The organism is Pseudomonas sp. FP1742 (assembly GCF_030687145.1).
Lineage (GTDB): Bacteria > Pseudomonadota > Gammaproteobacteria > Pseudomonadales > Pseudomonadaceae > Aquipseudomonas > Aquipseudomonas frederiksbergensis_D.
The window spans coordinates 5,697,463-5,722,046 of the sequence record NZ_CP117460.1; the positions used below are offsets into that span (position 1 = coordinate 5,697,463).

Genomic DNA, 24,584 nt, shown 5'->3' on the forward strand with positions numbered 1-24,584 from the left:
GCCGAGGATATTCCCATGCTGTTGAATTTACTGGCCGGCGTTCCCGTGATGTTGTTCTGCCTGCTGATGCAAGCCATTTTCGTGACGATATGCCTGCGTCAATACGTGCGTTTCAGGCATTCCAAACCGCCTGAAACGCAATGGCTGAATATCCTGTTGTTGTCGATGGTCATGCTGCTGATGCTGTTCAGTAATTTTGTGCAGATCGCCATCTGGGCCACGCTGTTCATGCTGCTCGACGAATTCGACGAGTTCACTACCGCGCTGTATCACTCGGCAGTCAATTTCGCCACGCTGGGCTACGGAGACATCATCATGTCCTCTCGCTGGCGTCTGCTTGGCCCATTGGAGGCAGCCAACGGTATTCTGATGTTTGGTGTCTCCACCTCGGTGATGACCGCTGCGGTGATGGATGTCATAAAGCACAACATGGACAGGCTACAGTAGCGTCAACGCCCATAGGCACGCGCCGATCATGGCCGGGCCTTCTCCAGCGCCTCGCGCAATTGTGCCGCCGTGGCGTATTCGTGCTTACCCACCAATTGACCGTCCTTGAGCTGCAGCCACAGCACTTTATCCACGGCGCCGGGGTAACGGGGTGCCACGCGACCATCACGGTCAAGCATCACTCGATAGGGATAATCGCGCATGGCCGGTACTGCGAACATTTTCGCGATCAGTCGAGGCATGCGCTGGATATCCGCGACAAATACCGCGTGTCGAGCCTCCAGGTAGCCCTTGGGCTGGCCCTGCAAAGCGGCGTCGACCAGTTTGGCGGCGTCCATGCTACGCGCCACCAGCAGCGTCCGAGTCTGGTTATCGAGCGTGAAGGCCTGATCGAACTGATCAAGCAAGGTCCACGGCGCCAGGCGCTCGCCAACCTCCAGCGCCTGGGCCCAAAGAGGCAGGAGACTGAGCAATAACACCGGCCAATATTTCACGTTCTATCCTCGTTCGAGCGCATATGCGTAATGGCCATCAGTCTACACCGCCCGTTCCGGGTGCCCAGTGCCCCTGTTTACCATTTCACGCTTTCTGCTTGTCGCAAATGAACGCTAAGCTTGGGCCTATGGACGACTCAGATTATTTACGCCTGCTGACCATTGCGGCCGAGCAAGCCAACACGTTCCTTTCCAATGCCCGCAAATGGGAGCGTGAGCGTTGGGTTTGCCAGCGCCTGCTGCAAGGCCTGAACATTCCCTACCGCGCCGACGAGTTTGCCCCCGCCGGGGAGCCGCCGGACGTGCTGTTTCGCGATGCGAATTTCGAGGTGTTCTTCGTGCTCGACGAGGGCCGGCGCCTCAACGATGAATGGCGCGATGAACTGCAACGCCGGCGCAGCGCGTTTTCCCTGAGCCAGCTGGTGCGCCGCGAGGCCAAGCCCCGGCGCATCCCGGCCAATGAGTTCCTGCTGAGACTGGCGCCGACCTTGCGCAAAAAAGCCCACAACTACAAAGAACGCGGCATGGACCTGGGGGATCTGGACATCATCGCCTTCGCCAGCCTCAAGCGCGAAGTGCTGGACCTCAACAGCCACTTTCCACCACCCACCGAATACCTGCGCCAGGGCTGGCGTTCGTTGTCGCTGGTCGGCCCGACCTTCGCCCGCGTGCTCTTCGCCCACCCGGATGCCCCGGACTTCCTGCGCAGCAATCTGGGCCGCAGCATCGTCTTCGACGTGGGGATCAGCCTGTGAGCAGCGCCACAGTTACCGGCAACACTGCACGGGATGGCGCAATCACTGGCCGAATGTTACAAAGCGCAATCATTCACCCGAACCACATGCACCGTTCAACGCTCGCAGACAAACCGCTGTAACGTCTGCACATTCAGCTACGTCTACCTGACGAGGCCTTTATGACCAGCCGCCTGAACCCCGACGACCAAAAGCATGTCGAAGAGTACCTGCACCTGTCCCAGCACCAAGTCGAGCGCCGGCCTTTCCGGCCGTGGATGCTCCTGGTGGTGGTGTTGGCAGTGACCATTGGTTTAGGCCTGTTGAGCCGCTTGATCAGTTACCTGACGCTATGAGCTGCCTGGCGCTCGCTCGGGTAATTGCACCGATTTCTTTTAGCCTTGCGAGATATCCCCATGACTCATCGTATTGTTATCGTTGGCGGCGGCGCCGGCGGTCTGGAGTTGGCTACCCGTCTGGGTAAGACTCTGGGCAAGCGCGGCACGGCCAGTGTGATGCTGGTCGACGCGAACCTGACCCACATCTGGAAACCGCTGTTGCACGAAGTGGCGGCAGGTTCCCTGAACTCTTCCGAAGACGAACTCAACTATGTCGCCCAGGCAAAATGGAACCACTTCGAGTTCCAGCTGGGGCGCATGAGCGGGCTCGATCGCACGCAGAAGAAAATCCAGCTGGCCGCCACTTACGACGAGGCCGGCCTGGAGCTGGTACCCGCGCGGGAAGTGCCTTACGACTCGCTGGTAATCGCCGTCGGCAGCACCACCAATGACTTCGGTACTCAAGGCGCGGCGCAGCACTGCCTGTTCCTCGACACCCGCAAGCAGGCCGAGCGCTTCCATCAGCAACTGCTCAATCACTACCTGCGTGCCCACGCCGGGCAGACCGACACGCTGCAACAGATCAGCGTGGCCATCGTCGGCGCCGGGGCCACCGGGGTCGAACTGGCGGCGGAACTGCACAACGCCGCCCATGAGCTGGCGGCTTATGGTCTGGATCGAATCAAGCCGGAGAACATGCACATCACCCTGATCGAAGCCGGACCACGGGTACTCCCGGCCCTGCCTGAACGGATCGGCGGGCCTGTGCATAAAACCCTGGAAAAACTCGGGGTCAACGTCATGACCAATGCCGCGGTCAGTGAAGTGACCGCCGACAGCCTGATTACCGCCGACGGCCAAGTGATCAGCGCCAGCCTGAAAGTCTGGGCCGCCGGGATTCGCGCACCGGGTTTCCTCAAGGACATCGACGGCCTGGAAACCAACCGCATCAACCAGCTGCAAGTGCTGCCGACCCTGCAAACCACCCGCGACGAGAACATCTTCGCCTTCGGCGACTGCGCGGCCTGCCCGCAACCGGGCAGCGACCGCAATGTGCCGCCGCGTGCCCAGGCGGCCCACCAACAGGCTTCGTTGCTGGCCAAATCGCTGAAACTACGGATCGAAGGCAAGGCCCTGCCGGAATACAAATACACCGACTATGGCTCGCTGATTTCGCTGTCGCGTTTTTCGGCTGTGGGTAACTTGATGGGCAACCTCACCGGCAGCGTGATGCTTGAGGGCTGGCTGGCGCGGATGTTTTACGTGTCGCTGTACCGCATGCACCAGATGGCGCTGTATGGCGCGTTCCGCACGGCGATGCTGATGCTGGGCAGCAAGATTGGCCGCGGGACTGAGCCGCGGCTCAAGCTGCACTAAATATTCAGCGCCTGTCAGGGCCTCATCGCGGACAAGCCCGCTCCCACAGGATCTGCGTCGTACGAAAATGTGCGAGCAACAAAGATCTACCGTGGGAGCGTGGCTTGCCCACGAGGCAGGCGCCTCGGTCTATCTCGTGAACACTTCTGTGTCCCACTGTATCTTCCCCACGATTTCACCCCTTCGCTTACAAACTCCCCCTTGCGCGACACAGTAGCGATACACCACCCCCGCTAAATGGCCACACCCGAGCAAGGCACCGCCTGCTTCGGTCATCGCCGCACTTGCGTGGCGTCCTTTATCGAGCGGTTGTGTTGTGCAACCCAGGAGATTTGTAATGTCCCGTACCACTACTCTCAGCAAAAACACCGTAGGCCTGCTTGGTGCCGTATTCGCTGGCGGCCTGATGCTGTCCGGCTCTGTCTTCGCCGCGCAGCCACTGACTCAAGGCTACCTGCTGGCCTCGGCGGAACAGGTGGTGAAGACGCCTGAAGGCAAATGTGGCGAAGGCAAGTGCGGCGATGCCTCGATGGCCAAAACCGACACCGATGGCGACGGTAAGGTTTCCCGTGCCGAGTTCCAGAAGGTCGCGCCCAAGGCTGACTTCGACAAGATCGACACCAACCATGACGGTCAAATCGACGAACAGGAAGCGTTTAACAATGTGAAAGCCAATTACGAAGCCAATGGCAAAAAAATGCCGAAGGGCCTGTTCGAGCACCTGAAAGACAACAGCTAAGCCCTTGTGGACCCACGCCCCGCTCCTGCATCCAGAAGCGGGGCCTTTTTTTTGTCTGGCGGATTTACACCTGAAAGCGCTGCACCATGGTCCGCAACGAGTTGGCCAACTGCGACAACTCATGGCTGGAGGCGCTGGTCTGATCCGCACCGGCAGCGGAGCGTACCGACAAATCGCGAATGTTCACCAGGTTGCGGTCAACTTCACGCGCCACTTGCGCCTGCTCCTCGGCGGCGCTGGCGATCACCAGGTTGCGTTCGTGGATCTGATGAACCGAGGCGGTGATGGTCTGCAGCGCTTCGCCCGCATGCTCCGCCAACGCCAGGGTGCTGGCTGCCCGCGAGGAGCTGGCTTGCATGGAGTCCAGCGCCTGGGTTGCACCAGTGCGCATGCCCTGAACCATTTGTTCGATTTCCTGAGTCGACTGTTGCGTGCGGTACGCCAAGGCGCGCACTTCGTCGGCAACCACCGCGAAACCTCGACCGCTTTCGCCCGCGCGCGCCGCTTCGATGGCCGCGTTGAGAGCCAGCAGGTTGGTCTGTTCGGCAATGGCACGAATCACATCCAGCACCTTGCCGATGTCCTGGGACTGGTTGGCCAATGATTGCACCAAGCCGCCAGTTGTCTGCACATCGCTGGCAAGGGCACTGATGGCAGTCACGGTTTCGCTCACTCGCTGCTGACCAACGTGTGCCGACTCACTGGATTGGCGCGTGGCATCGGAGGTAGAGACCGCATTGCGTGCGACCTCCTCCACCGCGGTGGTCATTTCGGTGACGGCCGTCGCCGCTTGCTCAATCTCGTTGTTCTGCTGTTGCAGATTCTGGGTGCTGTCGAGGGTGACCATATTCAATTCCTCGGCTGCCGTCGCCAATTGTGCCGCCGAACCGCTGATGCCCTGCAAGGTTTCACGCAGGTTGTGTTGCATGGTCGCCAGCGCCTTGAGCAAGCGGCTCACTTCGTCGTTGCCATGGGTTTCGATAGGGCGGGTCAGATCGCCTCGCGCCACGTTTTCCGCAGCGTTCAACGCCTCTGCCAAGGGTCTGACGATGCTGCGGGTCAACAGCATCGCAAGTCCGACCGTGGCCAGCGCCGCGAGGGCAATGAACAGGCTGACGATCATCCGGGAGTTGGCATAGTGCTCTTGGGATTTCTGGCTCTCGGCGGCCACTTGCCGGGTGAACAGTTCCGCCAGATCGTTGAGCTGTTTGCCCGAACCGTCGACAACGGTCTTCATGTCGATCAGCAGCAGTTTGGTCAGCTCTTCACGCTTCCCTTGCTCAGCGAGGGTGAAGGATTGGGCGATGCCGCTGCGGTAGGCGGTGAAGGTTTTTTTGAACTGGTCATACAACTGCTGGCCCTCAGCGGTAGTGACCAGTTTGTCATAGGCGGCGATTTTTTCGCTCAACTCCTTGTCGCGCGTGTCCATCTGGCTGCGATAAGTGGCGATGTTCTTCGGATCCTGATCCAGGGCCATGCGCAGGGAAATGGTACGGATGCGCAACATGAGCTCGCGGATCTCGTCACCGCCGCGAATGCTCGGCAGCCATTGGGTCTCCACTGCCACCTCGCTGTCGCGAATGCTCGACATCTGCCCCAGTGCAAACATTCCGAGTAATGCCACCAGCACCGCGATCAAGGCAAAACCCAGCGCGGCGCGAGGGGCAATATTCAGCTGACGAAGAAACATAACGAGCGCCTTTGTTTTTATTGGCTGGAGTGGAGGCCCTGTCCGTGGCCTGTTAGCTCGTTATCGGCAAGTTGTACGATGACTTGAAGCAATCTGTTTTTTCGCAGGCAAAAAAAATCCCCGTATCTTTCGATACGAGGATTTTTAGTATGGTCGGGGTAAGGGGATTCGAACTCCTGACATCCTGCTCCCAAAGCAGGCGCGCTACCGGACTGCGCTATACCCCGGTAAAAAAAAGGCACCCTTGAAAGGCGCCTTCTGCGAACAGAGCTTTTGGCGTCTGATCTTAAGATTCGATTCCAGCGTTAACTGGTTTCAAAAATGGTGGGTCGTGTGGGATTCGAACCTACGACCAATTGGTTAAAAGCCAACTGCTCTACCAACTGAGCTAACGACCCAAAAATGGTCGGGGTAAGGGGATTCGAACTCCTGACATCCTGCTCCCAAAGCAGGCGCGCTACCGGACTGCGCTATACCCCGGTTTGAAATTGGCTCCGTGACCAGGACTCGAACCTGGGACCCAATGATTAACAGTCATTTGCTCTACCGACTGAGCTATCACGGAACTACATATTTCAATTTACAACTGTGAAGCTTGCTTCACCTCTTCGACCCGTTCGCATCGCTGCGTTCGTGTGTCTGAGGCGCGCTATTCTACAATCTTAAGCACCTCTGTCAACCCCCTAAATTGCTTTCAAGTTAATGATTTGCAACTTATTTCAGATTCCTGCTTGGGGAGCAGAAACCCTCTCGGGGTGACTTACTGCGGGGCGCACTTTACAAGCATTTTCCTTTCAGTTCAACAGCCTATCGAAAAAAAGGCCTCGCAATGCGAGGCCTCTTTCAATTTGCTGCCGCCTTGGATCAGACGAAGACGATTTCGTCGTTCTCCACCACACCTTTGGCGGTCTCTCCGGGCATGAAACGACCCGACAGAATCAGCTGTGCCAGCGGGTTCTCGATCCAGCGCTGGATCGCCCGTTTGAGCGGCCGCGCGCCATAGACCGGGTCGTAACCGACGGCGATCAGCTTATCCATCGCTTCCGGACTCAGCTCAAGCTTCAGCTCGCGCTCGGTCAGGCGACTACGCAGGCGACCCAACTGGATCTCGGTAATGCCGGCGATCTGATCCCGAGCCAATGGTTCGAAGATCACCACTTCGTCGACCCGGTTGATGAACTCCGGCCGGAAGTGCGTGGAAATCGCATCCATCACCGCCGCGCGCTGCGCTTCACGATCACCGACCAGTTCCTGGATCTGCACCGAGCCCAGGTTGGAGGTCATGACGATCACGGTATTTTTGAAATCCACCGTGCGGCCATGGCTGTCGGTCAAACGGCCATCTTCGAGCACTTGCAGCAAGATGTTGAACACGTCCGGGTGGGCCTTCTCGACCTCGTCCAGGAGGATCACCGAGTAAGGCTTGCGACGCACCGCCTCGGTCAGGTAACCGCCCTCCTCATAGCCCACGTAGCCCGGTGGCGCGCCGATCAGCCGAGCCACGGAATGCTTCTCCATGAACTCGGACATGTCGATCCGCACCATCGCCTCTTCGGTATCAAAGAGGAACTCGGCCAGCGCCTTGCACAACTCGGTTTTACCGACACCGGTCGGGCCGAGGAACATGAATGAGCCGCTCGGACGATTCGGATCGGACAACCCGGCACGGGAACGCCGCACCGCGTTGGAGACAGCGATCACCGCTTCGTCCTGGCCGATCACACGTTGGTGCAACAGGCTTTCCATCTTCATCAGTTTTTCGCGCTCGCCCTCGAGCATTTTCGCCACGGGGATGCCGGTCCACTTCGACACTACTTCAGCGATCTCTTCTTCAGTCACCTTGCTGCGCAGCAACTGGTTTTCGCTTTTGCCATGCTGATCGACCATTTGCAGGCTGCGCTCCAGGTCCGGGATCACCCCGTATTGCAGCTCGGCCATGCGGTTCAAATCACCTTTACGGCGCGCGGCTTCCAGTTCCTGACGGGACTGTTCGATTTTCTGCTGGATCTGCGCCGAACCCTGGACCTCGGCTTTTTCCGAATTCCAGATTTCTTCGAGGTCCGAATACTCACGCTCGTGGCGGGCGATTTCTTCCTGCAGTTTTTCCAGACGTTTCTTCGCCGCGTCGTCGCTTTCTTTCTTCAGCGCCTGGGATTCCACCTTCAGCTGAATCAGACGACGTTCCAGACGGTCCAGCACTTCCGGCTTTGAGTCGATCTCCATGCGGATGCGGCTGGCGGCTTCGTCGATCAGGTCGATGGCTTTGTCCGGCAACTGACGGTCGGTGATGTAGCGATGACTGAGCTTGGCCGCGGCAATGATTGCGCCGTCGGTGATCGCCACCTTGTGGTGAACCTCGTAACGCTCTTTCAGGCCACGCAGGATGGCGATGGTGTCTTCTTCGCTCGGCTCGTCCACCAACACTTTCTGGAAGCGCCGTTCGAGGGCCGCGTCCTTCTCTATATATTGACGGTACTCGTTGAGCGTGGTCGCGCCGACGCAATGCAGCTCACCGCGAGCCAATGCCGGTTTGAGCATGTTGCCGGCGTCCATCGAGCCTTCGCCCTTGCCCGCGCCGACCATGGTGTGCAATTCGTCGATGAACAGAATGATCTGCCCTTCCTGCTTCGACAGTTCGTTGAGCAGGGACTTGAGGCGTTCTTCGAACTCGCCGCGGTATTTGGCACCGGCAATCAATGCCCCCATATCCAGGGACAAAAGGCGCCTGCCTTTGAGACCGTCCGGCACTTCACCGTTGATGATGCGCTGAGCCAAGCCTTCGGCGATGGCGGTTTTACCCACGCCAGGTTCACCGATCAGCACCGGATTGTTCTTGGTGCGGCGTTGCAGAACCTGAATGGTGCGGCGAATTTCATCGTCACGGCCGATCACCGGATCAAGCTTGCCCTCTTCGGCGCGCTTGGTCAGGTCGATGGTGTATTTATCCAGCGCCTGGCGTGACTCTTCCTGATTGGCGTCATTGACCGCCTCACCGCCACGCAGATTATTGATCGCGTTTTCCAGGGCTTTCTTGCTCACGCCCTGACCGAGCAGCAATTTGCCCAGTTTGCTGTTCTCGTCCATCGCGGCGAGCAGCACCAGCTCGCTGGAAATGAATTGGTCACCCTTCTGCTGCGCCAGGCGATCGGCCTGGTTGAGCAGGCGCGCCAGATCCTGCGACATGTTCACGTCGCCGGTCGGGTTCTGGATTTTCGGCAACTGATCAAGTGCTTTGGTCAGTTCTTTACGCAAGCTGCTGACGTCGAACCCCACCTGCATCAACAGTGGCTTGATCGAACCGCCCTGTTGCTCAAGCATGGCCTGCATCAGATGCGCCGGCTCGATGGCCGGATGATCGAGACCGACGGCCAGGGATTGGGCGTCGGACAAGGCTAACTGCAACTTGCTGGTTAAACGGTCTATACGCATGGGTCACCTTCCTTTTGAGCAGGCCGGACCTATAAACATCCCGAATGAAGAAACCTGCCAGATACCGCTATAGATGTGGTCGATTCTGGGAGATTCAAGCGTCGTGCAGTTGATGTAGATCAGAGAAGTCTAGCGTTCGAGCCAGATCAGAGAGGCAAACCTGCCGGTGCGTGGACTGCGGCGGTAAGAAAAGAAGCGAGGATCAGTCACGGTACAGAATCCGCCGCCATAAACAGCGGTAACCCCGCGAGCGGCCAGACGTAAACGCGCCAGCTCATAGATGTCGGCCATGAACTTGCCGGCATTCTGGCTCGGCACGAAGGCTTTGGCGGCTTCAGGCAATTGCTGGACGAAGGTTTCGCGCACTTCCGGGCCGACTTCAAAGGCTTGAGGGCCAATGGCCGGGCCGAGCCAGACCAGTACGTCTTCGGGCGGTACAGCCAGACTGTCGAGGGTCGCTTCCAGCACACCCGCCGCCAGCCCGCGCCAACCGGCATGGGCGGCAGCGACGCGGGTGCCGGCACGGTCGCAAAACAGCGCAGGAAGGCAATCGGCGGTCATCGCTGTGCAAGCGATACCGGGTGTTGCCGTCCAGCTGGCGTCGGCAGTGGCTACCAGGTTTGGGTCCGCTTGGGCCACGACAATGCCGTGAACCTGCTTTAACCAGGCCGGTTGAATCGAGAAACGATCGGTGAGACGACGGCGGTTTTCGGCGACGGCTTCAGGGCTGTCGTCGACGTGATCGCCGAGGTTGAGGCTGTCGAACGGCGCCAGACTGACGCCGCCCGCACGGGTGGTAACGCAAGCCTTGACGCTGGCCGGCGCAGGCCAGTCAGGCGTCAGCCAGGTCATCCGATGAACGCCTCGCGGTCTTGCTTGAGCAGCGACAGCAACCAGACGAAGTCATCCGGCAGTGGCGATTCCCAACTCATGCGTTTACCGGTGGTCGGATGATCCAGCTCCAGGAACCGTGCATGCAGCGCCTGACGCGGGAAGTTCTTCAGGGATTCGACCATGGTCACACTGGCGGCCGGCGGAATACGGAAACGGCCGCCGTAGGCAGGATCTCCGACCAACGGGTAGTTGATGTGCGCCATGTGCACGCGAATCTGGTGCGTACGACCGGTTTCCAGCTTCACCCGCACGTGAGTGTGGGAGCGGAAACGCTCGAGCACGCGGTAATGGCTGACGGCTTGCTTGCCACCTTCCATCACCGCCATGCGCTGGCGTTGCTGGCCGTGACGACCGATCGGCGCGTTGATCTTGCCGCCGGCGGTCACTACACCAATCACGATGCACTCGTAGATCCGGCTGACGCTACGGCTCTGCAATTGCGTGACCAGTTGTGTCTGCGCCTGAATGGTCTTGGCCACCACCATCAGACCGGTGGTGTCCTTGTCCAGGCGATGCACGATACCGGCGCGGGGCACATTGATGATGTCCGGCACGTGGTGCAGCAAGGCGTTGAGCAAGGTGCCGTCGGCGTGACCGGCGGCCGGATGCACCACCAGGCCCGCGGGCTTGTTGATCACCAGGATGTCGTCGTCTTCGTAGACGATGTCCAGCTCGATGTCTTGAGCGATCCATTCGCCCTGAGCTTCCTGCTCGGCAGTCAGTTCAAGAATGGCGCCACCGTGAACGATGTCTCGCGGGCGGATAACCGCCCCATCCACAGTCAGGCGGCCGTCTTTGATCCAGGCGGAAAGGCGCGAGCGCGAGTGCTCAGCGAATAATTGTGCGGCGACTTGATCGAGGCGTTGGCCGCCCAATTCGGACGGCACCTCTGCGCGAAGTTCAATTTTATCGGACATGCTCAGACTAGGCGTCGGCACAGCCTTTGGTTTCGGCTGCGCGCTTGTGGTTAAATACGGCGTCTTTTGCCCCGAGGCTTTTCAACGGGGCACTCATCATAACAGGACGGCCCCGCCCAAGACAGCGGCCGTCATAGGGACGCAAGCCGCCATGCAAGTGAAACACCTGCTGCTGATCGCCATCCTCGCATTGACCGCTGCTTGCTCATCGAAGGAAGTCGTAGACGAAAACCTGAGCGAAGTCGAGCTGTACCAGCAGGCTCAGCACGATCTGGACAACAATAGTTACTCCAGCGCCACAGCCAAGCTGAAGGCCCTGGAGTCGCGTTATCCGTTCGGTCGCTACGCCGACCAGGCTCAACTCGAGCTTATCTACGCCAACTACAAGAACACCGAGCCTGAGGCTGCGAAGTCTGCCGCCGAGCGTTTCATTCGTCTGCACCCACAGCATCCGAACGTGGATTACGCCTACTACCTCAAGGGCCTGACCTCTTTCGACCAGGACGTCGGTCTGTTGTCGCGTTTCCTGCCGCTGGACATGACCAAGCGTGACCCGGGCGCTGCCCGCGACTCCTACAATGAGTTCGCCCAACTGACCAGCCGCTTCCCGAACAGCCGCTACTCGCCGGATGCCAAGCAGCGCATGATTTACCTGCGCAACCTGCTGGCGGCCTACGAGATTCACGTTGCCGACTATTACCTGACCCGTCAGGCCTATGTCGCCGCCGCGAACCGTGGTCGTTATGTGGTGGAAAACTTCCAGGAAACCCCTTCGGTCGGTGACGGCCTGGCGGTGATGGTCGAGTCCTACCAGCGTCTGCACCTGGACGAACTGGCGGCGACCAGCCTCGAGACCCTGAAGCTCAACTACCCGAACCACCCGACGCTGGTGGACGGTCAGTTCGTACCGCGGGTTGCCGAAGCGGACAACCGTTCATGGCTGAGCAAGGCCACCCTGGGCCTGATCGAATCCCGTCCGCCGCTGCCGCCGGGCGAAACCCGCGCCAACCAGGACGTGCAGAAGCAGTTCCAGGATGCCAAGGACGCGATTCCGAACGAGCTCAAGCCTAAAGATGAAAACGGCGATGTGATCGAAGAAGAGAAACACGAGTCCGAAGCCAACACCACCGACCGTTCGTGGTTCAGCTACATGACCTTCGGCGTGTTTGACTGACGCTGGCATGTTGTACGGGAAGGCGCCTTTCGAGGCGCCTTTTTATTGCCTGATTTCAGGGTGAGTGTATTGCGCTGTGCGCTTGCCCCGTCCTTGGCTAAACTGCCAATTCATTAATCAAAAAGCAGCTCACCATGCTTCGTCTATTGTTCTGGATCGCCCTGATTGCCGCGGCCGTATGGTTCTGGCGCAAGTTCAAGGGCCCGACGTCGGTCGCCAACACACCCCGCGAGCAAGATGCTCCGCCCATGGTTCGCTGCGCTCATTGCGGCGTACACCTGCCCCGCGACCGCGCGCTGAAACTCGAACAACAGTGGTATTGCAGCCAGGCTCACCTCGAGCAAGGCCCGGGCTCCAGTGATCGCTGAGACGCCCAGTCCCGGCAACAAACAGGCCCAGCGACTGCTGCGCCTCTATCACCTCTACCGCTTAAGCGTCGGCATCACTCTGGTGCTGTTGATCTCCAGCAACATGGACAACCAGTTGCTGAAGTTCGCCAATGACGACCTGCTGCGCAATGGCAGCTGGTTGTATCTGGTGCTGAATATCCTGCTGGTGGTCTTTCTGGGGAACACCCGGCACCCCGCGCAGTTGTTCAGCCTGGCGCTGGTTGATGTCCTGCTGCTGTGCGGCCTTTTCTACGCGGCAGGCGGCATGGCCAGTGCCATCGGCAATTTGCTGATCGTGTCAGTGGCCATCAGCAATACCCTGCTACGCGGGCGTATCGGCCTGCTGATCGCAGCAGTCGGAGCCCTTGGGATCGTGGGTTTGAGCTTCATCCTGAGTTTCAGCCATCCCGCCAGCCCCAGTGATTACCTGCAAATCGGCACCCTCGGCGCCCTGTGTTTTGCCGCGGCACTGCTGGTGCAGGGCTTGACCCGACGCCTGGAGGTCAGCGAAACCCTGGCCGAACAGCGGGCCAGCGAAGTACTCAGCCTGGAAGCGCTCAACGCACTGATCCTGCAACGCATGCGCACGGGCATTCTGGTGCTCGACGACCAGCGCCGGGTGCAACTGGCCAATCACAGCGCCTTGACCTTACTGGGACAGGAAAAACTGGATGGCCAGTTGGTTGACGACTATTCAATGCCGTTGGTCGAGCGGCTCCAACTATGGTTCAACAATCCGACTCTGCGCCCGCAAAGCCTGAAAATCGCCAGCAACGGCCTGGAGTTGCAACCGAGCTTCATTGCCCTGGACCAAAGCCCGCACCACCAGACGCTGGTCTTTCTCGAAGACCTCGCCCAAATCGCCCAACAGGCGCAACAACTGAAACTCGCCGCCCTCGGTCGCCTGACCGCCGGTATTGCCCATGAGATCCGCAATCCGCTGGGCGCCATTAGTCATGCCGCGCAGTTACTGCAGGAATCCGAGGAACTGAACGGCGCGGATCGACGTCTGACGCAGATTATTCAAGACCACTCTCAGCGCATGAATCGGGTTATCGAAAACGTTCTGCAACTGTCTCGCCGTCAGCAAACCGTGCCGCAACGGCTCGATTTGAAGCCGTGGCTGGAGCATTTCGTCGCCGAAACCCGCGAAAACTCGACCGACCGTCAGCAGATTCATCTGCGCATCGGTTCGGGAGACTTCAAAACCCTGATGGATCCGAATCAGCTGACCCAGATTCTCGACAATTTATTGCGCAATGCCTGGCGTCATAGCGCCCTCAAGCACGATCAGGCGCAAGTCTGGCTTGAGTTGTTTGTCGACCCCGACAGCCAGTTGCCGACTCTTGAAGTCCTGGACGATGGCCCCGGTGTGGCGCCGGATCAGCGCACGCACTTATTCGAACCATTCTTCACCACCAGCAGCCAGGGCACTGGCCTGGGGCTTTATCTGTCCCGTGAGCTGTGCGAAAGCAATCAGGCCCGCCTAGACTTCAAATCACGCCAAGGCGGCGGCTGCTTTCGCATCACCTTTGCTCACGGACGGAAACAAAGTTGAACACGAGCCCACGGCAAAAAGTCCTGATCGTCGACGACGAGCCGGATATCCGCGAACTCCTGGAAATCACCCTGGGACGGATGAAACTCGACACCTTCAGCGCACGCAACCTCGCGGAAGCGCAGGCGCTGCTGGCACAGGATACGTTCGACCTGTGCCTGACCGACATGCGCCTGCCTGACGGCACCGGACTGGCGCTGGTACAACACATCCAGCAGCGCTATGCGCAAGTGCCGGTGGCGATGATCACCGCCTACGGCAGCCTGGAGACCGCTATAAATGCCCTCAAGGCCGGCGCCTTCGACTTTCTGACCAAACCGGTCGACCTCACCCGCCTGCGTGAGCTGGTCATCAGCGCCCTGAGCTTGCCAGCGCCAGGCGGCGCCAGCAGCGCCATCGACCGTCGGCTGCTGGGCGACTCATTGCCAATGCGCAGCCTGCGCAAACAAATCGACAAACTGGCCCGCAGCCAGGCCCCGGTGTATATCAGCGGCGAGTCCGGCAGCGGCAAGGAACTGGTCGCCCGACTGATCCATGACCAAGGCCCACGCGCCAGTCGACCGTTCATCCCGGTGAACTGCGGGGCGATTCCGTCGGAATTGATGGAAAGCGAATTTTTCGGCCATCGCAAGGGCAGTTTCAGCGGTGCCATCGAAGACAAACCCGGGCTGTTCCAGGCCGCCCATGGTGGCACCTTGTTCCTCGACGAAGTGGCCGACCTGCCGCTGGCGATGCAGGTCAAACTGCTGCGGGCGATTCAGGAGAAAGCCGTTCGCAGCATCGGTGGGCAGCAGGAAACCGTGGTCGATGTGCGCATCCTCTGCGCCACTCATAAAGATCTCGATGCCGAAGTCGCCGCCGAACGTTTTCGTCAGGACCTGTACTACCGTCTGAACGTGATCGAACTGCGGGTGCCGCCCTTGCGCGAACGCCGCGACGACATTGAGCTTCTAGCCAGCAATATGCTCAGGCGACTGGCGGCCGGCACGGGCCAACCCGCCGCAAAACTCCACCCGCAAGCCCTCGAAGCGCTGAAAAACTACCGCTTTCCAGGGAACGTGCGGGAATTGGAGAACATGATCGAGCGGGCTCACACCTTGTGCGAGAACAAACAGATCGAAGCCAGCGATCTGCGCCTGGCCGAAGGCAACTGCAACCCCGATGGCGGCGTGCCGGATTTGACGCAGATCGACAACCTGGAAGCCTATCTGGAAAACGTCGAACGCAAACTCATCCTCCAGGCCCTGGAAGAAACCCGCTGGAACCGCACGGCGGCGGCTCAGCGCTTGAATCTGTCATTTCGGTCAATGCGTTACAGGCTGAAGAAATTGGGTTTGGATTGAACCGTTAAAAGATCTTCTGTCAGATTCGCCCGACTGGCGCATACGGCGCAGGGTCGATAATCGGCGCCCGCCCCAGCATCACATCGGCAAATAACTGACACGACGCCGGCGCCAGTACCAACCCATTGCGGTAATGCCCACAGTTGAGCCAGAGCCCGTCATATCCCGGTACCCGACCGATATAGGGGATTCCTTCAGGCGATCCGGGCCGCAACCCCGCCCAATGCCCCACCACCTCGGCATCCGCCAGCGCCGGAATCAACTCCACCGCCGAGGCCTTCAGACTTTCCAGCGCAGTGTCGGTCGGCGTCTTGTCGAAGCCCTCATGCTCCAGCGTACTGCCGATCAGGATGTGCCCGTCGCGCCGGGGAATGGCATAACGCCCCTTGGCCAGGACCATGCTCGGCAGGAAATCCGCCGCGCATTTGTACAGAATCATCTGGCCCTTGACCGGCTCGACCGGCAGTTCCAGGCCCAGGCTTTTAAGCAAGTCACCGCTCCAGGCCCCCGCCGTCAAAACCACCTCATCCCCCCGAATAGCCCCCATCGAGGTTTGTACCCCGACCACCGCAGCACCTTCACGGATAAACCCGCTGACCTCGCACTGCTCATGAATGGTCACGTTCGGCAGCGCCAACAAAGCGGCCTTGAGGGATTTCACCAGCCGTGGATTACGCACATTGGCCACATCGGCCATATAGATCGCCCGCGAAAAACCGGCGCCCAATACCGGCACCGCATCGTGGGCCGCAGAGATATCCACAGCCCGCAGCGGACGGTTCTCCCGTTCGGCCCAGGCGAGCGCTTCGGCCTCGTCATCCAGGTCCAGCCAGTACAACCCGGTGGTGTGTACTTCAGGATCGACACCGGTGGCGGCGAACAAACGCTGGGCCAGCTGTGGATAAAAATCCTGGGACCAATGAGCCAACGCAGTGACCGCCGGACTGTAGCGCCACGGGTAGAGCGGCGAAACGATCCCGCCACCGGCCCAGGAGGACTCCTGACCGACGTTCGAGCGGTCCAGCAGCACCACGCTCTGCACTTCGGACGCGAGATTGAATGCCGTCAGCAGGCCAATCACTCCGCCACCGACAATCACCACTTGCTGTTGCCTGCTCATGTTCTGATCCAACCGTTCAATAGACAGAGGGCGCAAAAGGCGCCCGAAAAAAGGAACTCAGCGACCCCAGCAATCCTTGGTGGTCAGTCCGGACGTTGCATTGACCATGCTTCTGACGCCGGTATTGGTGAGGGTGAAATCACCGCACTTGTCGCTCGCCATGGTCGAACCGGCCTTGCGTGTTGCCGTCAGCAGGAAGGTCTGATCGGTCAGGGTCGGGGTGATGGTGTAGTAATCATTGCCGGCGCTGAGGCCGGTGGCATTGGTGTAGACATTATTCTTCGAATAGAAGCGCTCGAGGATCTGTGCCTGCTCGGAAAGCAGCCCGGCCACTTCAGTGCGACGCCCTTTTTTTACGTACTCGGTGAGGCTCGGGTAACCAATGGTGATGACGATGCCGATGATCGCTATAACGATCATGATTTCAATCAGGGTAAAACCTCGGTTGGATCTGCGCATGCCTCACTCTCTCACTTACTGTATTTGTCGCCACATGATGCGGCGGCCGCTGCCGCCACCGGATTTTTCCACCAGAGTGGTCACGCCACCACCGGAGTCGTTCACAATCTTGCGGGTTGCGTCGTTGACGATTGCGTTCAAGGTCGGGATACCACCGGTGAAGATCACCCCGCTGGAAATCGTGTCGTTGCCGTCGACCAAACCGTCGGCATTGGTGTCGAGTACCGCGTAGTTGAGCATCTTACCGCTGAACGCATCGAGTTCGACCAGTTTGCCGGTACCGAAGCTGGCACAGGGGTCCACGGTATCCACGCTGAGCGTGGTAAAAACAATTCGCCCCGATACCAGACTGGCCTGATAGATCACCCGCTCCCCCGTCAGCACGTTGTTGTATACCAGGGGCAAGTACCAGCCTTTCTTGGCCGGGTAGGTCACCTCGTTCTGGCTGGTGGTGATGAATTGCCCGGTACTGCCCGAAAACACGCCGGTCACCGTCTGCGCCTGCAAACTGGAAACGGTGATTTGTCCTGCGCCCCCCTCGGCATCCCATACCGCGTAGAACGCCTGCAGATCCTTGTTGGTCTTGTCGGCAACCTCATTGAATTTGCCGGTGCCGAAAAACACCTCCTTGCCGCCCAACACGTGATCCGCCAGCAACGGTTGCGCGGTAATCGGCTGGGTCGCGCCACCTGCAGTGGTGAACAACGGCTTGCCAGAAAACGCCACGCCCCAGGTGTCGGCGGTAGTGCCACTCAAATCGAACTTCCACAACCGCCCTTTCAGATCGCCACCATAGGCGGCCTGTACCACATTCTGCGAGTTGACCCTGAGCTTCACCGACGACAGGCCGTTGGTGGTTTCGGTACTGTCGACCACGATTTTCTTGATCAGCGAGCCGTCGCGGATATCCACCACATACAGCGCCGCCACCCCGGAGTTGCTGCCATAGCCGTTAGAGATAAACGCGGCCCAGCGACCATCGGCCAAGCGTGCCACTTCGGGGCGCGCATAGGCATAACCCAGATCATTGAAAACGTTCGCTGTGCTGGCCGTGGCCGGTGCACTGATTTCCCACAGCGCTTTAGTTTCGTTACCGGCCGATGCATCGAACAATTGCAGCGCATAGAAGGTTTTGCCGCCCGCCCCCGTTCCGCCAATCGCCAGGGTTTTCCAGGCGCTGTTGAGCTGGGCATCGAACACGCCGACCTGACCATCGACCAGAAACTTGTGGCTCACACCGTTGATGTAAGTGGGATCGGCGATGTCGTTCAACGATGGCAGCACGCTGGAGGGCATGTAGGCATAACGCCTGACACCGTTGGCCGAGTTGATGATGTTTACAAAACCGTCGTTGGCATTCACCACCAGGCTGGCATTCATGTTGGCGGCTTTGGTGGTCAGGTAAGTGCTGTAGCTGGTGTCTGCCACCAGATCGGACGCGGTTTTGTCCATGGGTGAGGCCAGCACGAGTGGCGAATTGATGATATCGCCGAGCAATACACTGCGAACTTTCAGCCCGGTTTTGTTGATGCCCTTGCTCCACTCCACCAGATCGTTGCCGTTGATGCCAGTGGGCAGCCCCTGGTTGAGGGCTGTCTGCTGCGCCGCGGAGAAATTGCTGTAAGCCAGGGTGACCGCGGCGTTGGTTTGCGTGTTCCAGGACTGGTAGGTCGGCGCAGTGGCGGCGGGCACGATCGTGGTGTCGGTCGTCCACAGTACAGCGGCGGTGTTAACCGCGCCCGCCGACGTGAAGCCAAAGGACTTGATCGTACCCCGCCAGTCCTTGGGATCGTAGCTGGTCTGGAAATAGCTCGAGTCGCTGGTCAGGGTCGTGCCGCTGGCCACGCCACTGCCACCTGAGCCGGCCTTGGAAGTGATGTCGCTCAGGGCTGCAGACAATGCATTGTTAAGTCCCGCACTGTCGCTCGCCTGGTAATACTTGCCCTGCCCATAGGTCGCGGCATCCACCAACATCTGGTTTGCAGCGGTGAAACCCACGGTATAGGTGTTCATGTTCTGCCTGGGAAAATCCACCGCGTCCCAGCTTTTGCCCGTGGCATCGGTTCCCGTGGAGCGCATGTCGATATCGAAGGCGAACTTGGCAATGTCATCCAGGTACAGGGTGTCGCCCTCATCGTCGCCTGAAGGGTCGGCACCATCGTTACTGCTGATCCCGTCCCAGTTCGGTAACCGGCTGCCACCCAGCGGATCGTCGGTCGGAAAGGTTCGGTCGTAGGTCGGCAGGCCATCGGTGATCACCACCCCGTAGTTTTTCTGGCAACGGTACTGAATCGGACTGGTATAGGTGTCGGGCGTCGAGTTGTTGTACGGCGCCATGCCACGGAAATAACGAGTGATCTCGTAATAGGCTTCCGCCAGCGGCGTATTGGCTTGCGCGCTCAACTCGTCGATCCCGGCGATCAGTGCGTTGTAATTGGTATCGGCCTGAGCCTGGGTCACAGTGCCGCTGACCGCCGATAAATCGCTGATCGAGCGGGCGATGTAACCGCCGTCATCCTTATGGTTGCCGACCGCCAGGTTGAACGTCGACAGGCCGATGCGCAGCGAACGATTACTGGCCACCAACGTCTTGGAAACGTTGCGCGCCACGTTCATCCGGTAATCGTTGGGGATCGAGCCGTCGGTGAAGTCCCGGTCAGTGTTGTTGGCCAGGCTGATCAGGTATGACAAATAATTCGCCGTATAGCGCGTGTCCTCGTTTCCCACCGGATCGGGAAGCTTCAGGCAAAGCGAATCCAGACCGAGAAGGCTGTTTTTATAAAAACCGTACCATCCGGCCTTCGAGCATGTTCCATGATTCAAACTCGACAAGGCGATATTGTTATCGGTCATGTCCAGGTCGCGGCCTTTGTTGCACGAACCATTGGAGAGGCAAATCGTCACCGGGGTGCGTGCGACCGTCGGGTCGAAACCGGCTGCCCAGATAATGTTGTTCATACTCCCCGAGTCATCGAGCAGCAGCATCACATTGGGAGGCACGGCGGCGGCGCTCAACAGCGGAGAATCCGAGGGCGTGAAGGCGTAGGTCGGCGCGGCCAGGTAAAGGCTCAAGGCCGCTCCACAGAACAGCTGTAATAACCAACGGCGCCAGCCTGCGTAGGCCTCAGTACTTCGCATAAATACTCTCCACGACGCTGCGCGAGTTGCCCGCGATGCCCACGGCGGTCACCCGGTATAGCGTTGCCGACGTATTACTCGGCACGTTCACGGCAGTCAGGGTGGTGCCGATGTTCTGCACCCCGTAAAAACCATTGCCGGAGGCAATCCAGGTCACCCCCGAGGTGGAGTTGAATCCGGCGGCGGTGATGACCGACGCCTCGGCCGGCGGCGCGCATTGGCTGGTGCCACTGCAGACCGGCAATGAGTAGGAGTTCAGTTGCACCGCGCTTTCGCCGACGCGCAACGCCGCTTCCGCCCCCTGGAACGATTGGTTGCGCAGGATCACGCTGCTGGTCATTTTCTCCTGCAACGTGGCGCTCTGCATCGACGAGAGACCGATCAATGTCAGCACCAGGAGAAACACCAGGCTGACCAGCAGCGCCATGCCGCGCTGGGCGTGAAAGGTCATGGGCACACGATTCATCGGCCCTTCCCTCATGGCAACCGGTTGCGCAAGGCGGCAACCACGTTGAAGGTTTGATTGCGTACCCGATTGTTCGGGTCGGTGAGGGTCAGCGTCAGCCGTACACTGCGGATTCGCGCCGGATCGGACGGATTGCTGCTGTAGGTGGAGGCGGACGTATCCGTGGCCGAACTGGCGAGGCCGAAGCTCACGCCGAAGGCACTGACGTTATTGATAAGCACCGCCTGAGCCGGTGTGCCGCTGCCAGTGCCCATCAGCAGTTGATTGTTGCTGAAGCTGTAGATCAGCCGTCGGACCGGAAACGCCAACTGCCCCGTCGTCGGCGTGCGTGCACCGGAGTAGGCCGTCGCCGCGTTGCGGCAATCGGAAAGGACGGTCCAGGTCGGCACCCCGCCACTGCCGCCGACATCTGCAGTGACCAGGGTCAACTTGAGGTTGGCATTGTCCCAACTGATCGGTGTGAGCCGGCTGGCATTGAAATCCCCAGCCGAGCTGGCATCGGTAATCGTACCCAGGCAACCGAACATGCCGACCATGCGGATTTCCTGAATCATCTTGCTCAGGACGAACCGTGCATCTTCCTGCATGCCGGCGGCAGTGCTCTGACTGACATAGGTGTTCTTGGCCGCGATGAAAATCTGCGCCACGCCCAGAACCACGATCAGGCTCAAGGCCAGGGCGATCAGCAATTCGATCAGGCCAAAACCTTTGCTGGCTCTGGTCATGGCGTCGTCACCGGATCAACGGTGGCCCGGCTGGTGAGGACGAAGCTACGGCGCGAATCGGCGGTGTTGGCGGCCCGGGAGTCGTCCCAGGTAATGGTGATGGTGTATACCCGTTGGTTGCGAGCGATGCTGCCGGTTGCCGTGGCGCCGCCGAAATTGACGATATTGGTGGTGAAATCGTAGAGGTCCTGATCCCGGGCCACGCCCAGGTTGCCCGAGGTCGGTGGCGTGACAGTGTAATCGGCGCCGGAGTTGGCGCGGATGCGGTCCATCATGTCGTAGGCGATAAAACTTGCCTGGCTGGTCATCCGCGAGCTGTCGGTGTATTTCAGCGCATTGAGCTGAATCGCCGCCGCGCCCAGCAGCCCCACAGCCAGCACCAATAACGCGACCAATACCTCGATCAGCGTCATGCCCTCCTGTGCACGCTTGCTCCATCCCCTCATCCGCAACTTCCACCCAATAGAATTCGTCCGTTCAAGCACACGTTCAGCGTCCTGTTTTGCGCCCCCAGTACATAACTGATCACCACCGCCGTGGACGGCGCCGCCAAACCGCCCAGGTTGTTGAAATCAATGGCGGTCACTCCTGAGGTTAGCGTCAGAGTTGCCCCACTGCTCATCGCCGGAACAACCCGCAATACATTGGCCGGATTACCAGTGCCGTCATAAACGCTCAGCTCGCCGGTCCAGACACTGCCGCCGGCCGTCGGGCGAACCCGGGTAGTGATGCCTCGGTCGATCGCCTCTAGCCGTGCGTAATTGAGCGCGTGCTGCAGGTCGCCGAGCTCGGTGTCAGCCTTGGCGCTTTGCACCGAACGGGTAAACGCCGGCACGGCCAGGGTGATCAGAATCAAAAAGACCGCAAGCGTGACCAGCAGCTCGATCAGCGTGAAACCTTTTGTACGATGATCCATCGGTGCCCTCCGTTGCCGTCGGCTATACCTGCTTCTACACGCTAGAACATTCGACCGGCGAATGTACGGTTGTTTTGCCATTACTCGCGCAAGGATCGCGCGGGCCGCAGTACTCCATGGAGGGAGATGATATGCGTCAGCAAGGTTTCAGCCTGATCGGACTGCTCATGGGACTGACAATTGTCGGGATTGTTCTGCACTTGGTCAGTCCGGCGTTCGCTGCACTGACGGAATCGAATCATCGGGAGCAGGCGGCCGAGTCGCTGATCAGCGGGATCCGGCAGGCCAGAACCCTGGCCATAACCCGCAACCAGAGCGTGGTCATTCATGGCATCAACGGCGATTGGAGCCAGGGCTGGCGGATCATTCTGGACATCAGCGGCAAAGGGCCAGAGGACAGCAGCAATCCGCTACTGGTCGAGCGCGCAAGTGATGCACGGACGCCGATTGTCGGCAATTGGTGGGTCAGGCGTTTCGTGCGGTTCAGCAGTCTGGGCCAACCGCTGATGCCCGGGCGGGCATTTCAGGCAGGGACGCTACATATTTGCTCGGCTCGCGAGCCGGTCAGCCAGTTCCAGGTGGTGCTGGCGGCGAGCGGTCGAGTGCGCCTGGCCAACCGTAAGGCTGAGCAGGCGCTGTGTCGCAAGGCGAAAAGTATTACAGCAACGAACGCACGCGCAGCTCTTTAGGCATGGAGAAGGTGATGTTCTCCTCGCGACCGGCCAGTTCATCGGCACCGGTGGCACCCCAGGCCTGCAGTTGCTGGATCACGCCACGCACCAGCACTTCCGGAGCGGAGGCACCGGCCGTGATGCCAATACGCTCGACACCGTCGAACCAGCTCTTTTGCAAGTCTTCGGCACCGTCGATCAGATAGGCCGGGGTGGCCATGCGTTCGGCCAGTTCACGCAGACGATTGGAGTTGGAGCTGTTCGGGCTGCCAACCACCAGTACCACGTCGCACTCGTCCGCCAGTTGCTTGACAGCGTCCTGACGGTTTTGCGTGGCGTAACAGATATCGTCCTTGCGCGGACCGCCAATCGCCGGGAAGCGGGTACGCAGGGCGTCGATCACGCGACTGGTATCGTCCATGGACAGGGTGGTCTGGGTAACGAAGGCCAGCCTCTCAGGGTTGTTCACCTGCAACGCGGCGACATCTTTTTCGTCTTCGACCAGATAGATCGCGCCACCATTGCTGCCATCGTACTGGCCCATGGTGCCTTCGACTTCCGGGTGGCCGGCATGACCTATGAGGATGCATTCACGGCCGTCACGGCTGTAACGCGCGACTTCGATATGCACCTTGGTCACCAGCGGGCAGGTAGCGTCGAACACCTTCAGGCCACGACCTGTGGCTTCTGTACGCACGGCCTGGGAAACGCCGTGGGCGCTGAAGATCACGATCACGTCATCCGGCACCTGATCCAGTTCCTCGACGAAGATCGCCCCGCGGGCACGCAGGTCTTCGACGACGAATTTATTGTGGACCACTTCGTGACGCACGTAGATCGGCGGCCCGAAGACTTCCAGGGCGCGGTTGACGATTTCGATTGCCCGGTCCACACCGGCGCAGAAGCCACGGGGGTTGGCGAGTTTGATTTGCATGCTGTGCCTCGTGTCTTGCGCGCAAGAAATAGTAATACCTGCCTGCCATTCGAACACCGGGCTCGAAAACAGTGAAAACTTACTGTGGGAGCGGGCTTGCTCGCGAAGAGGGCCTGACAGTCAACATTGATGCTGACTGACACTACGCATTCGCGAGCAAGCCCGCTCCCACATTTGACCGTATTCGGTCAGTTACAACGCTTTGACGTTGATGATCTCGACGTCAAAGGTCAAGGTCTTACCGGCGAGCGGGTGGTTGAAGTCGATGGTCACTTGCGCGTCATCGAATTCCTTCACCACACCTGGCAGCTCGGTATTGGCCGCATCATTGAAGATCACCAGCAATCCTGGCGACAGTTCCATGTCCTGGAACTGTGAGCGCGGGATGATCTGCACGTTTTGCGGGTTAGGCTGGCCAAAGGCGTTTTCCGGCTCGATGGACAGGCTGCGCTTGTCGCCGGCCTTGAAGCCGAACAGCGCGGCCTCGAAGCCTGGCAACAGGTTGCCGTCACCGACCTTGAAGGTCGCCGGGGCTTTGTCGAAAGTGCTGTCGACGGTGTCGCCGTTCTCCAGGCGCAATGCAAAGTGCAAGGTGACTTCCGTGTTCTGGCCGATACGTTGTTCAGCCAATA

24 protein-coding genes, 4 tRNA genes and 1 pseudogene are annotated in these 24,584 nt (G+C 59.5%); 10 read left to right on the forward strand and 19 right to left on the reverse strand.

The features are described 5' to 3' along the window. The first annotated feature begins 15 nt into the window (after positions 1-15). Positions 16-447 (forward strand): potassium channel family protein, encoded by a 432-nt coding sequence (locus tag PSH64_RS25785; RefSeq protein ID WP_105343817.1) that lies wholly within the window; start codon positions 16-18, stop codon positions 445-447. Positions 448-473: 26 nt separating this feature from the next. Here PSH64_RS25785 and PSH64_RS25790 read toward each other — a convergent pair whose 3' ends face one another. Next, entirely contained in the window at positions 474-941 is a 468-nt protein-coding gene (locus PSH64_RS25790; protein ID WP_105343815.1) for an FAD/FMN-containing dehydrogenase, read from the reverse strand. A gap of 128 nt (positions 942-1,069) precedes the next feature. On the opposite strand from PSH64_RS25790, the gene PSH64_RS25795 reads away from it, so the two are divergent. The 4 genes from PSH64_RS25795 (at position 1,070) to PSH64_RS25810 (ending at position 4,129) form a co-directional block, all read left to right on the forward strand. Next, positions 1,070-1,696, forward strand: coding sequence for a DUF1780 domain-containing protein (locus tag PSH64_RS25795; RefSeq protein ID WP_007938395.1), 627 nt, complete (start codon positions 1,070-1,072; stop codon positions 1,694-1,696). A 161-nt stretch (positions 1,697-1,857) separates the two neighbouring features. After that, positions 1,858-2,031: a DUF3094 domain-containing protein gene (locus tag PSH64_RS25800; protein ID WP_007938396.1), complete on the forward strand. Its 174-nt coding sequence runs from the start codon at positions 1,858-1,860 to the stop codon at positions 2,029-2,031. 60 nt (positions 2,032-2,091) lie between these two features. Beyond that, complete coding sequence (locus PSH64_RS25805) at positions 2,092-3,390, forward strand: NAD(P)/FAD-dependent oxidoreductase (RefSeq protein WP_105343813.1); 1,299 nt, start codon at positions 2,092-2,094, stop codon at positions 3,388-3,390. A 337-nt stretch (positions 3,391-3,727) separates the two neighbouring features. Beyond that, positions 3,728-4,129, forward strand: coding sequence for an EF-hand domain-containing protein (locus PSH64_RS25810; protein WP_305479126.1), 402 nt, complete (start codon positions 3,728-3,730; stop codon positions 4,127-4,129). A gap of 64 nt (positions 4,130-4,193) precedes the next feature. On the opposite strand, the gene PSH64_RS30550 is transcribed toward PSH64_RS25810, so the two are convergent. From PSH64_RS30550 to rluD, 9 genes and pseudogenes are all read right to left on the reverse strand, one after another. Continuing rightward, the gene (locus PSH64_RS30550) at positions 4,194-5,057 is read right to left on the reverse strand and encodes a methyl-accepting chemotaxis protein (RefSeq protein WP_370694486.1); all 864 of its coding nucleotides are present in this window, start codon (positions 5,055-5,057) and stop codon (positions 4,194-4,196) included. 39 nt (positions 5,058-5,096) lie between these two features. Further along, a pseudogene (locus PSH64_RS30555) lies at positions 5,097-5,819 on the reverse strand (MCP four helix bundle domain-containing protein); the annotation flags it as partial. A gap of 150 nt (positions 5,820-5,969) precedes the next feature. Beyond that, positions 5,970-6,046, reverse strand: a tRNA-Pro gene (locus tag PSH64_RS25820). A 95-nt stretch (positions 6,047-6,141) separates the two neighbouring features. Further along, a tRNA-Lys gene (locus PSH64_RS25825) sits at positions 6,142-6,217 on the reverse strand. A gap of 5 nt (positions 6,218-6,222) precedes the next feature. Then, positions 6,223-6,299, reverse strand: a tRNA-Pro gene (locus PSH64_RS25830). A gap of 9 nt (positions 6,300-6,308) precedes the next feature. Beyond that, positions 6,309-6,384 (reverse strand) — tRNA-Asn (locus PSH64_RS25835). Positions 6,385-6,683: 299 nt separating this feature from the next. Beyond that, positions 6,684-9,248 carry an ATP-dependent chaperone ClpB gene (gene clpB, locus PSH64_RS25840; RefSeq protein ID WP_105343807.1) on the reverse strand — a complete coding sequence of 855 codons (2,565 nt, stop codon included), beginning with the start codon at positions 9,246-9,248 and terminating at the stop codon, positions 6,684-6,686. Between the two features lie 129 nt (positions 9,249-9,377). Continuing rightward, positions 9,378-10,100: a peptidoglycan editing factor PgeF gene (gene pgeF, locus PSH64_RS25845; RefSeq protein WP_105343806.1), complete on the reverse strand. Its 723-nt coding sequence runs from the start codon at positions 10,098-10,100 to the stop codon at positions 9,378-9,380. Beyond that, the gene (gene rluD / locus PSH64_RS25850; protein ID WP_007901932.1) at positions 10,097-11,059 is read right to left on the reverse strand and encodes a 23S rRNA pseudouridine(1911/1915/1917) synthase RluD; all 963 of its coding nucleotides are present in this window, start codon (positions 11,057-11,059) and stop codon (positions 10,097-10,099) included. The genes pgeF and rluD overlap by 4 nt, the downstream gene beginning before the upstream one ends. Before the next feature lie 151 nt (positions 11,060-11,210). Here rluD and PSH64_RS25855 point away from each other — a divergent pair, with 151 nt between their 5' ends. From PSH64_RS25855 to PSH64_RS25870, 4 genes are all read left to right on the forward strand, one after another. After that, positions 11,211-12,233 (forward strand): outer membrane protein assembly factor BamD, encoded by a 1,023-nt coding sequence (locus tag PSH64_RS25855; RefSeq protein ID WP_105343804.1) that lies wholly within the window; start codon positions 11,211-11,213, stop codon positions 12,231-12,233. Between the two features lie 134 nt (positions 12,234-12,367). Beyond that, on the forward strand, positions 12,368-12,601 hold the full coding sequence (locus PSH64_RS25860) for a PP0621 family protein (protein WP_105343802.1): 234 nt from the start codon (positions 12,368-12,370) through the stop codon (positions 12,599-12,601). Continuing rightward, entirely contained in the window at positions 12,591-14,180 is a 1,590-nt protein-coding gene (locus PSH64_RS25865) for a PAS domain-containing sensor histidine kinase (RefSeq protein ID WP_305479128.1), read from the forward strand. Before PSH64_RS25860 ends, PSH64_RS25865 begins: the two co-directional genes overlap by 11 nt. Continuing rightward, positions 14,177-15,523, forward strand: coding sequence for a sigma-54 dependent transcriptional regulator (locus tag PSH64_RS25870; protein WP_305479129.1), 1,347 nt, complete (start codon positions 14,177-14,179; stop codon positions 15,521-15,523). Before PSH64_RS25865 ends, PSH64_RS25870 begins: the two co-directional genes overlap by 4 nt. A 19-nt stretch (positions 15,524-15,542) precedes the next feature. Here PSH64_RS25870 and thiO read toward each other — a convergent pair whose 3' ends face one another. The 7 genes from thiO to PSH64_RS25905 are packed head-to-tail and all read right to left on the reverse strand — an operon-like array spanning position 15,543 to position 22,347. Next, complete coding sequence (gene thiO / locus PSH64_RS25875; RefSeq protein ID WP_105343797.1) at positions 15,543-16,643, reverse strand: glycine oxidase ThiO; 1,101 nt, start codon at positions 16,641-16,643, stop codon at positions 15,543-15,545. 57 nt (positions 16,644-16,700) lie between these two features. Continuing rightward, entirely contained in the window at positions 16,701-17,102 is a 402-nt protein-coding gene (locus PSH64_RS25880) for a type IV pilin protein (RefSeq protein ID WP_105343795.1), read from the reverse strand. Between the two features lie 15 nt (positions 17,103-17,117). Then, positions 17,118-20,240, reverse strand: coding sequence for a pilus assembly protein (locus PSH64_RS25885; RefSeq protein WP_305479130.1), 3,123 nt, complete (start codon positions 20,238-20,240; stop codon positions 17,118-17,120). After that, complete coding sequence (locus PSH64_RS25890) at positions 20,227-20,706, reverse strand: PilX N-terminal domain-containing pilus assembly protein (RefSeq protein WP_105343791.1); 480 nt, start codon at positions 20,704-20,706, stop codon at positions 20,227-20,229. Before PSH64_RS25890 ends, PSH64_RS25885 begins: the two co-directional genes overlap by 14 nt. 11 nt (positions 20,707-20,717) lie before the next feature. Next, positions 20,718-21,431 carry a PilW family protein gene (locus PSH64_RS25895; protein WP_105343789.1) on the reverse strand — a complete coding sequence of 238 codons (714 nt, stop codon included), beginning with the start codon at positions 21,429-21,431 and terminating at the stop codon, positions 20,718-20,720. Then, complete coding sequence (gene pilV, locus PSH64_RS25900; RefSeq protein WP_105343787.1) at positions 21,428-21,877, reverse strand: type IV pilus modification protein PilV; 450 nt, start codon at positions 21,875-21,877, stop codon at positions 21,428-21,430. The genes PSH64_RS25895 and pilV overlap by 4 nt, the downstream gene beginning before the upstream one ends. Continuing rightward, entirely contained in the window at positions 21,874-22,347 is a 474-nt protein-coding gene (locus PSH64_RS25905) for a GspH/FimT family pseudopilin (RefSeq protein WP_105343785.1), read from the reverse strand. The genes pilV and PSH64_RS25905 overlap by 4 nt, the downstream gene beginning before the upstream one ends. Before the next feature lie 131 nt (positions 22,348-22,478). Between PSH64_RS25905 and PSH64_RS25910 the strand changes: the two genes are divergently transcribed. Beyond that, complete coding sequence (locus tag PSH64_RS25910) at positions 22,479-23,036, forward strand: GspH/FimT family protein (RefSeq protein ID WP_305479131.1); 558 nt, start codon at positions 22,479-22,481, stop codon at positions 23,034-23,036. Here PSH64_RS25910 and ispH read toward each other — a convergent pair. After that, positions 23,005-23,952: a 4-hydroxy-3-methylbut-2-enyl diphosphate reductase gene (gene ispH, locus PSH64_RS25915; RefSeq protein WP_105343783.1), complete on the reverse strand. Its 948-nt coding sequence runs from the start codon at positions 23,950-23,952 to the stop codon at positions 23,005-23,007. The two genes, PSH64_RS25910 and ispH, sit on opposite strands and share 32 nt — an antisense overlap. 192 nt (positions 23,953-24,144) lie before the next feature. Beyond that, positions 24,145-24,582 (reverse strand): FKBP-type peptidyl-prolyl cis-trans isomerase, encoded by a 438-nt coding sequence (gene fkpB / locus PSH64_RS25920; protein WP_177318289.1) that lies wholly within the window; start codon positions 24,580-24,582, stop codon positions 24,145-24,147. Positions 24,583-24,584 lie beyond the last annotated feature (2 nt).

What these genes read in the sequence shown, in the direction of transcription:
- PSH64_RS25785 (WP_105343817.1), top strand. Translation starts at nt 16, where the DNA reads ATGCTGTTGAATTTACTGGCCGGCGTTCCCGTGATGTTGTTCTGCCTG.
- PSH64_RS25795 (WP_007938395.1), top strand. Translation starts at nt 1,070, where the DNA reads ATGGACGACTCAGATTATTTACGCCTGCTGACCATTGCGGCCGAGCAA.
- PSH64_RS25800 (WP_007938396.1), top strand. Translation starts at nt 1,858, where the DNA reads ATGACCAGCCGCCTGAACCCCGACGACCAAAAGCATGTCGAAGAGTAC.
- PSH64_RS25805 (WP_105343813.1), top strand. Translation starts at nt 2,092, where the DNA reads ATGACTCATCGTATTGTTATCGTTGGCGGCGGCGCCGGCGGTCTGGAG.
- PSH64_RS25810 (WP_305479126.1), top strand. Translation starts at nt 3,728, where the DNA reads ATGTCCCGTACCACTACTCTCAGCAAAAACACCGTAGGCCTGCTTGGT.
- PSH64_RS30550 (WP_370694486.1), bottom strand. Translation starts at nt 5,057, where the DNA reads ATGCAACACAACCTGCGTGAAACCTTGCAGGGCATCAGCGGTTCGGCG.
- clpB (WP_105343807.1), bottom strand. Translation starts at nt 9,248, where the DNA reads ATGCGTATAGACCGTTTAACCAGCAAGTTGCAGTTAGCCTTGTCCGAC.
- pgeF (WP_105343806.1), bottom strand. Translation starts at nt 10,100, where the DNA reads ATGACCTGGCTGACGCCTGACTGGCCTGCGCCGGCCAGCGTCAAGGCT.
- rluD (WP_007901932.1), bottom strand. Translation starts at nt 11,059, where the DNA reads ATGTCCGATAAAATTGAACTTCGCGCAGAGGTGCCGTCCGAATTGGGC.
- PSH64_RS25855 (WP_105343804.1), top strand. Translation starts at nt 11,211, where the DNA reads ATGCAAGTGAAACACCTGCTGCTGATCGCCATCCTCGCATTGACCGCT.
- PSH64_RS25860 (WP_105343802.1), top strand. Translation starts at nt 12,368, where the DNA reads ATGCTTCGTCTATTGTTCTGGATCGCCCTGATTGCCGCGGCCGTATGG.
- thiO (WP_105343797.1), bottom strand. Translation starts at nt 16,643, where the DNA reads ATGAGCAGGCAACAGCAAGTGGTGATTGTCGGTGGCGGAGTGATTGGC.
- PSH64_RS25880 (WP_105343795.1), bottom strand. Translation starts at nt 17,102, where the DNA reads ATGCGCAGATCCAACCGAGGTTTTACCCTGATTGAAATCATGATCGTT.
- PSH64_RS25885 (WP_305479130.1), bottom strand. Translation starts at nt 20,240, where the DNA reads ATGCGAAGTACTGAGGCCTACGCAGGCTGGCGCCGTTGGTTATTACAG.
- PSH64_RS25890 (WP_105343791.1), bottom strand. Translation starts at nt 20,706, where the DNA reads ATGAATCGTGTGCCCATGACCTTTCACGCCCAGCGCGGCATGGCGCTG.
- PSH64_RS25895 (WP_105343789.1), bottom strand. Translation starts at nt 21,431, where the DNA reads ATGACCAGAGCCAGCAAAGGTTTTGGCCTGATCGAATTGCTGATCGCC.
- pilV (WP_105343787.1), bottom strand. Translation starts at nt 21,877, where the DNA reads ATGAGGGGATGGAGCAAGCGTGCACAGGAGGGCATGACGCTGATCGAG.
- PSH64_RS25905 (WP_105343785.1), bottom strand. Translation starts at nt 22,347, where the DNA reads ATGGATCATCGTACAAAAGGTTTCACGCTGATCGAGCTGCTGGTCACG.
- PSH64_RS25910 (WP_305479131.1), top strand. Translation starts at nt 22,479, where the DNA reads ATGCGTCAGCAAGGTTTCAGCCTGATCGGACTGCTCATGGGACTGACA.
- ispH (WP_105343783.1), bottom strand. Translation starts at nt 23,952, where the DNA reads ATGCAAATCAAACTCGCCAACCCCCGTGGCTTCTGCGCCGGTGTGGAC.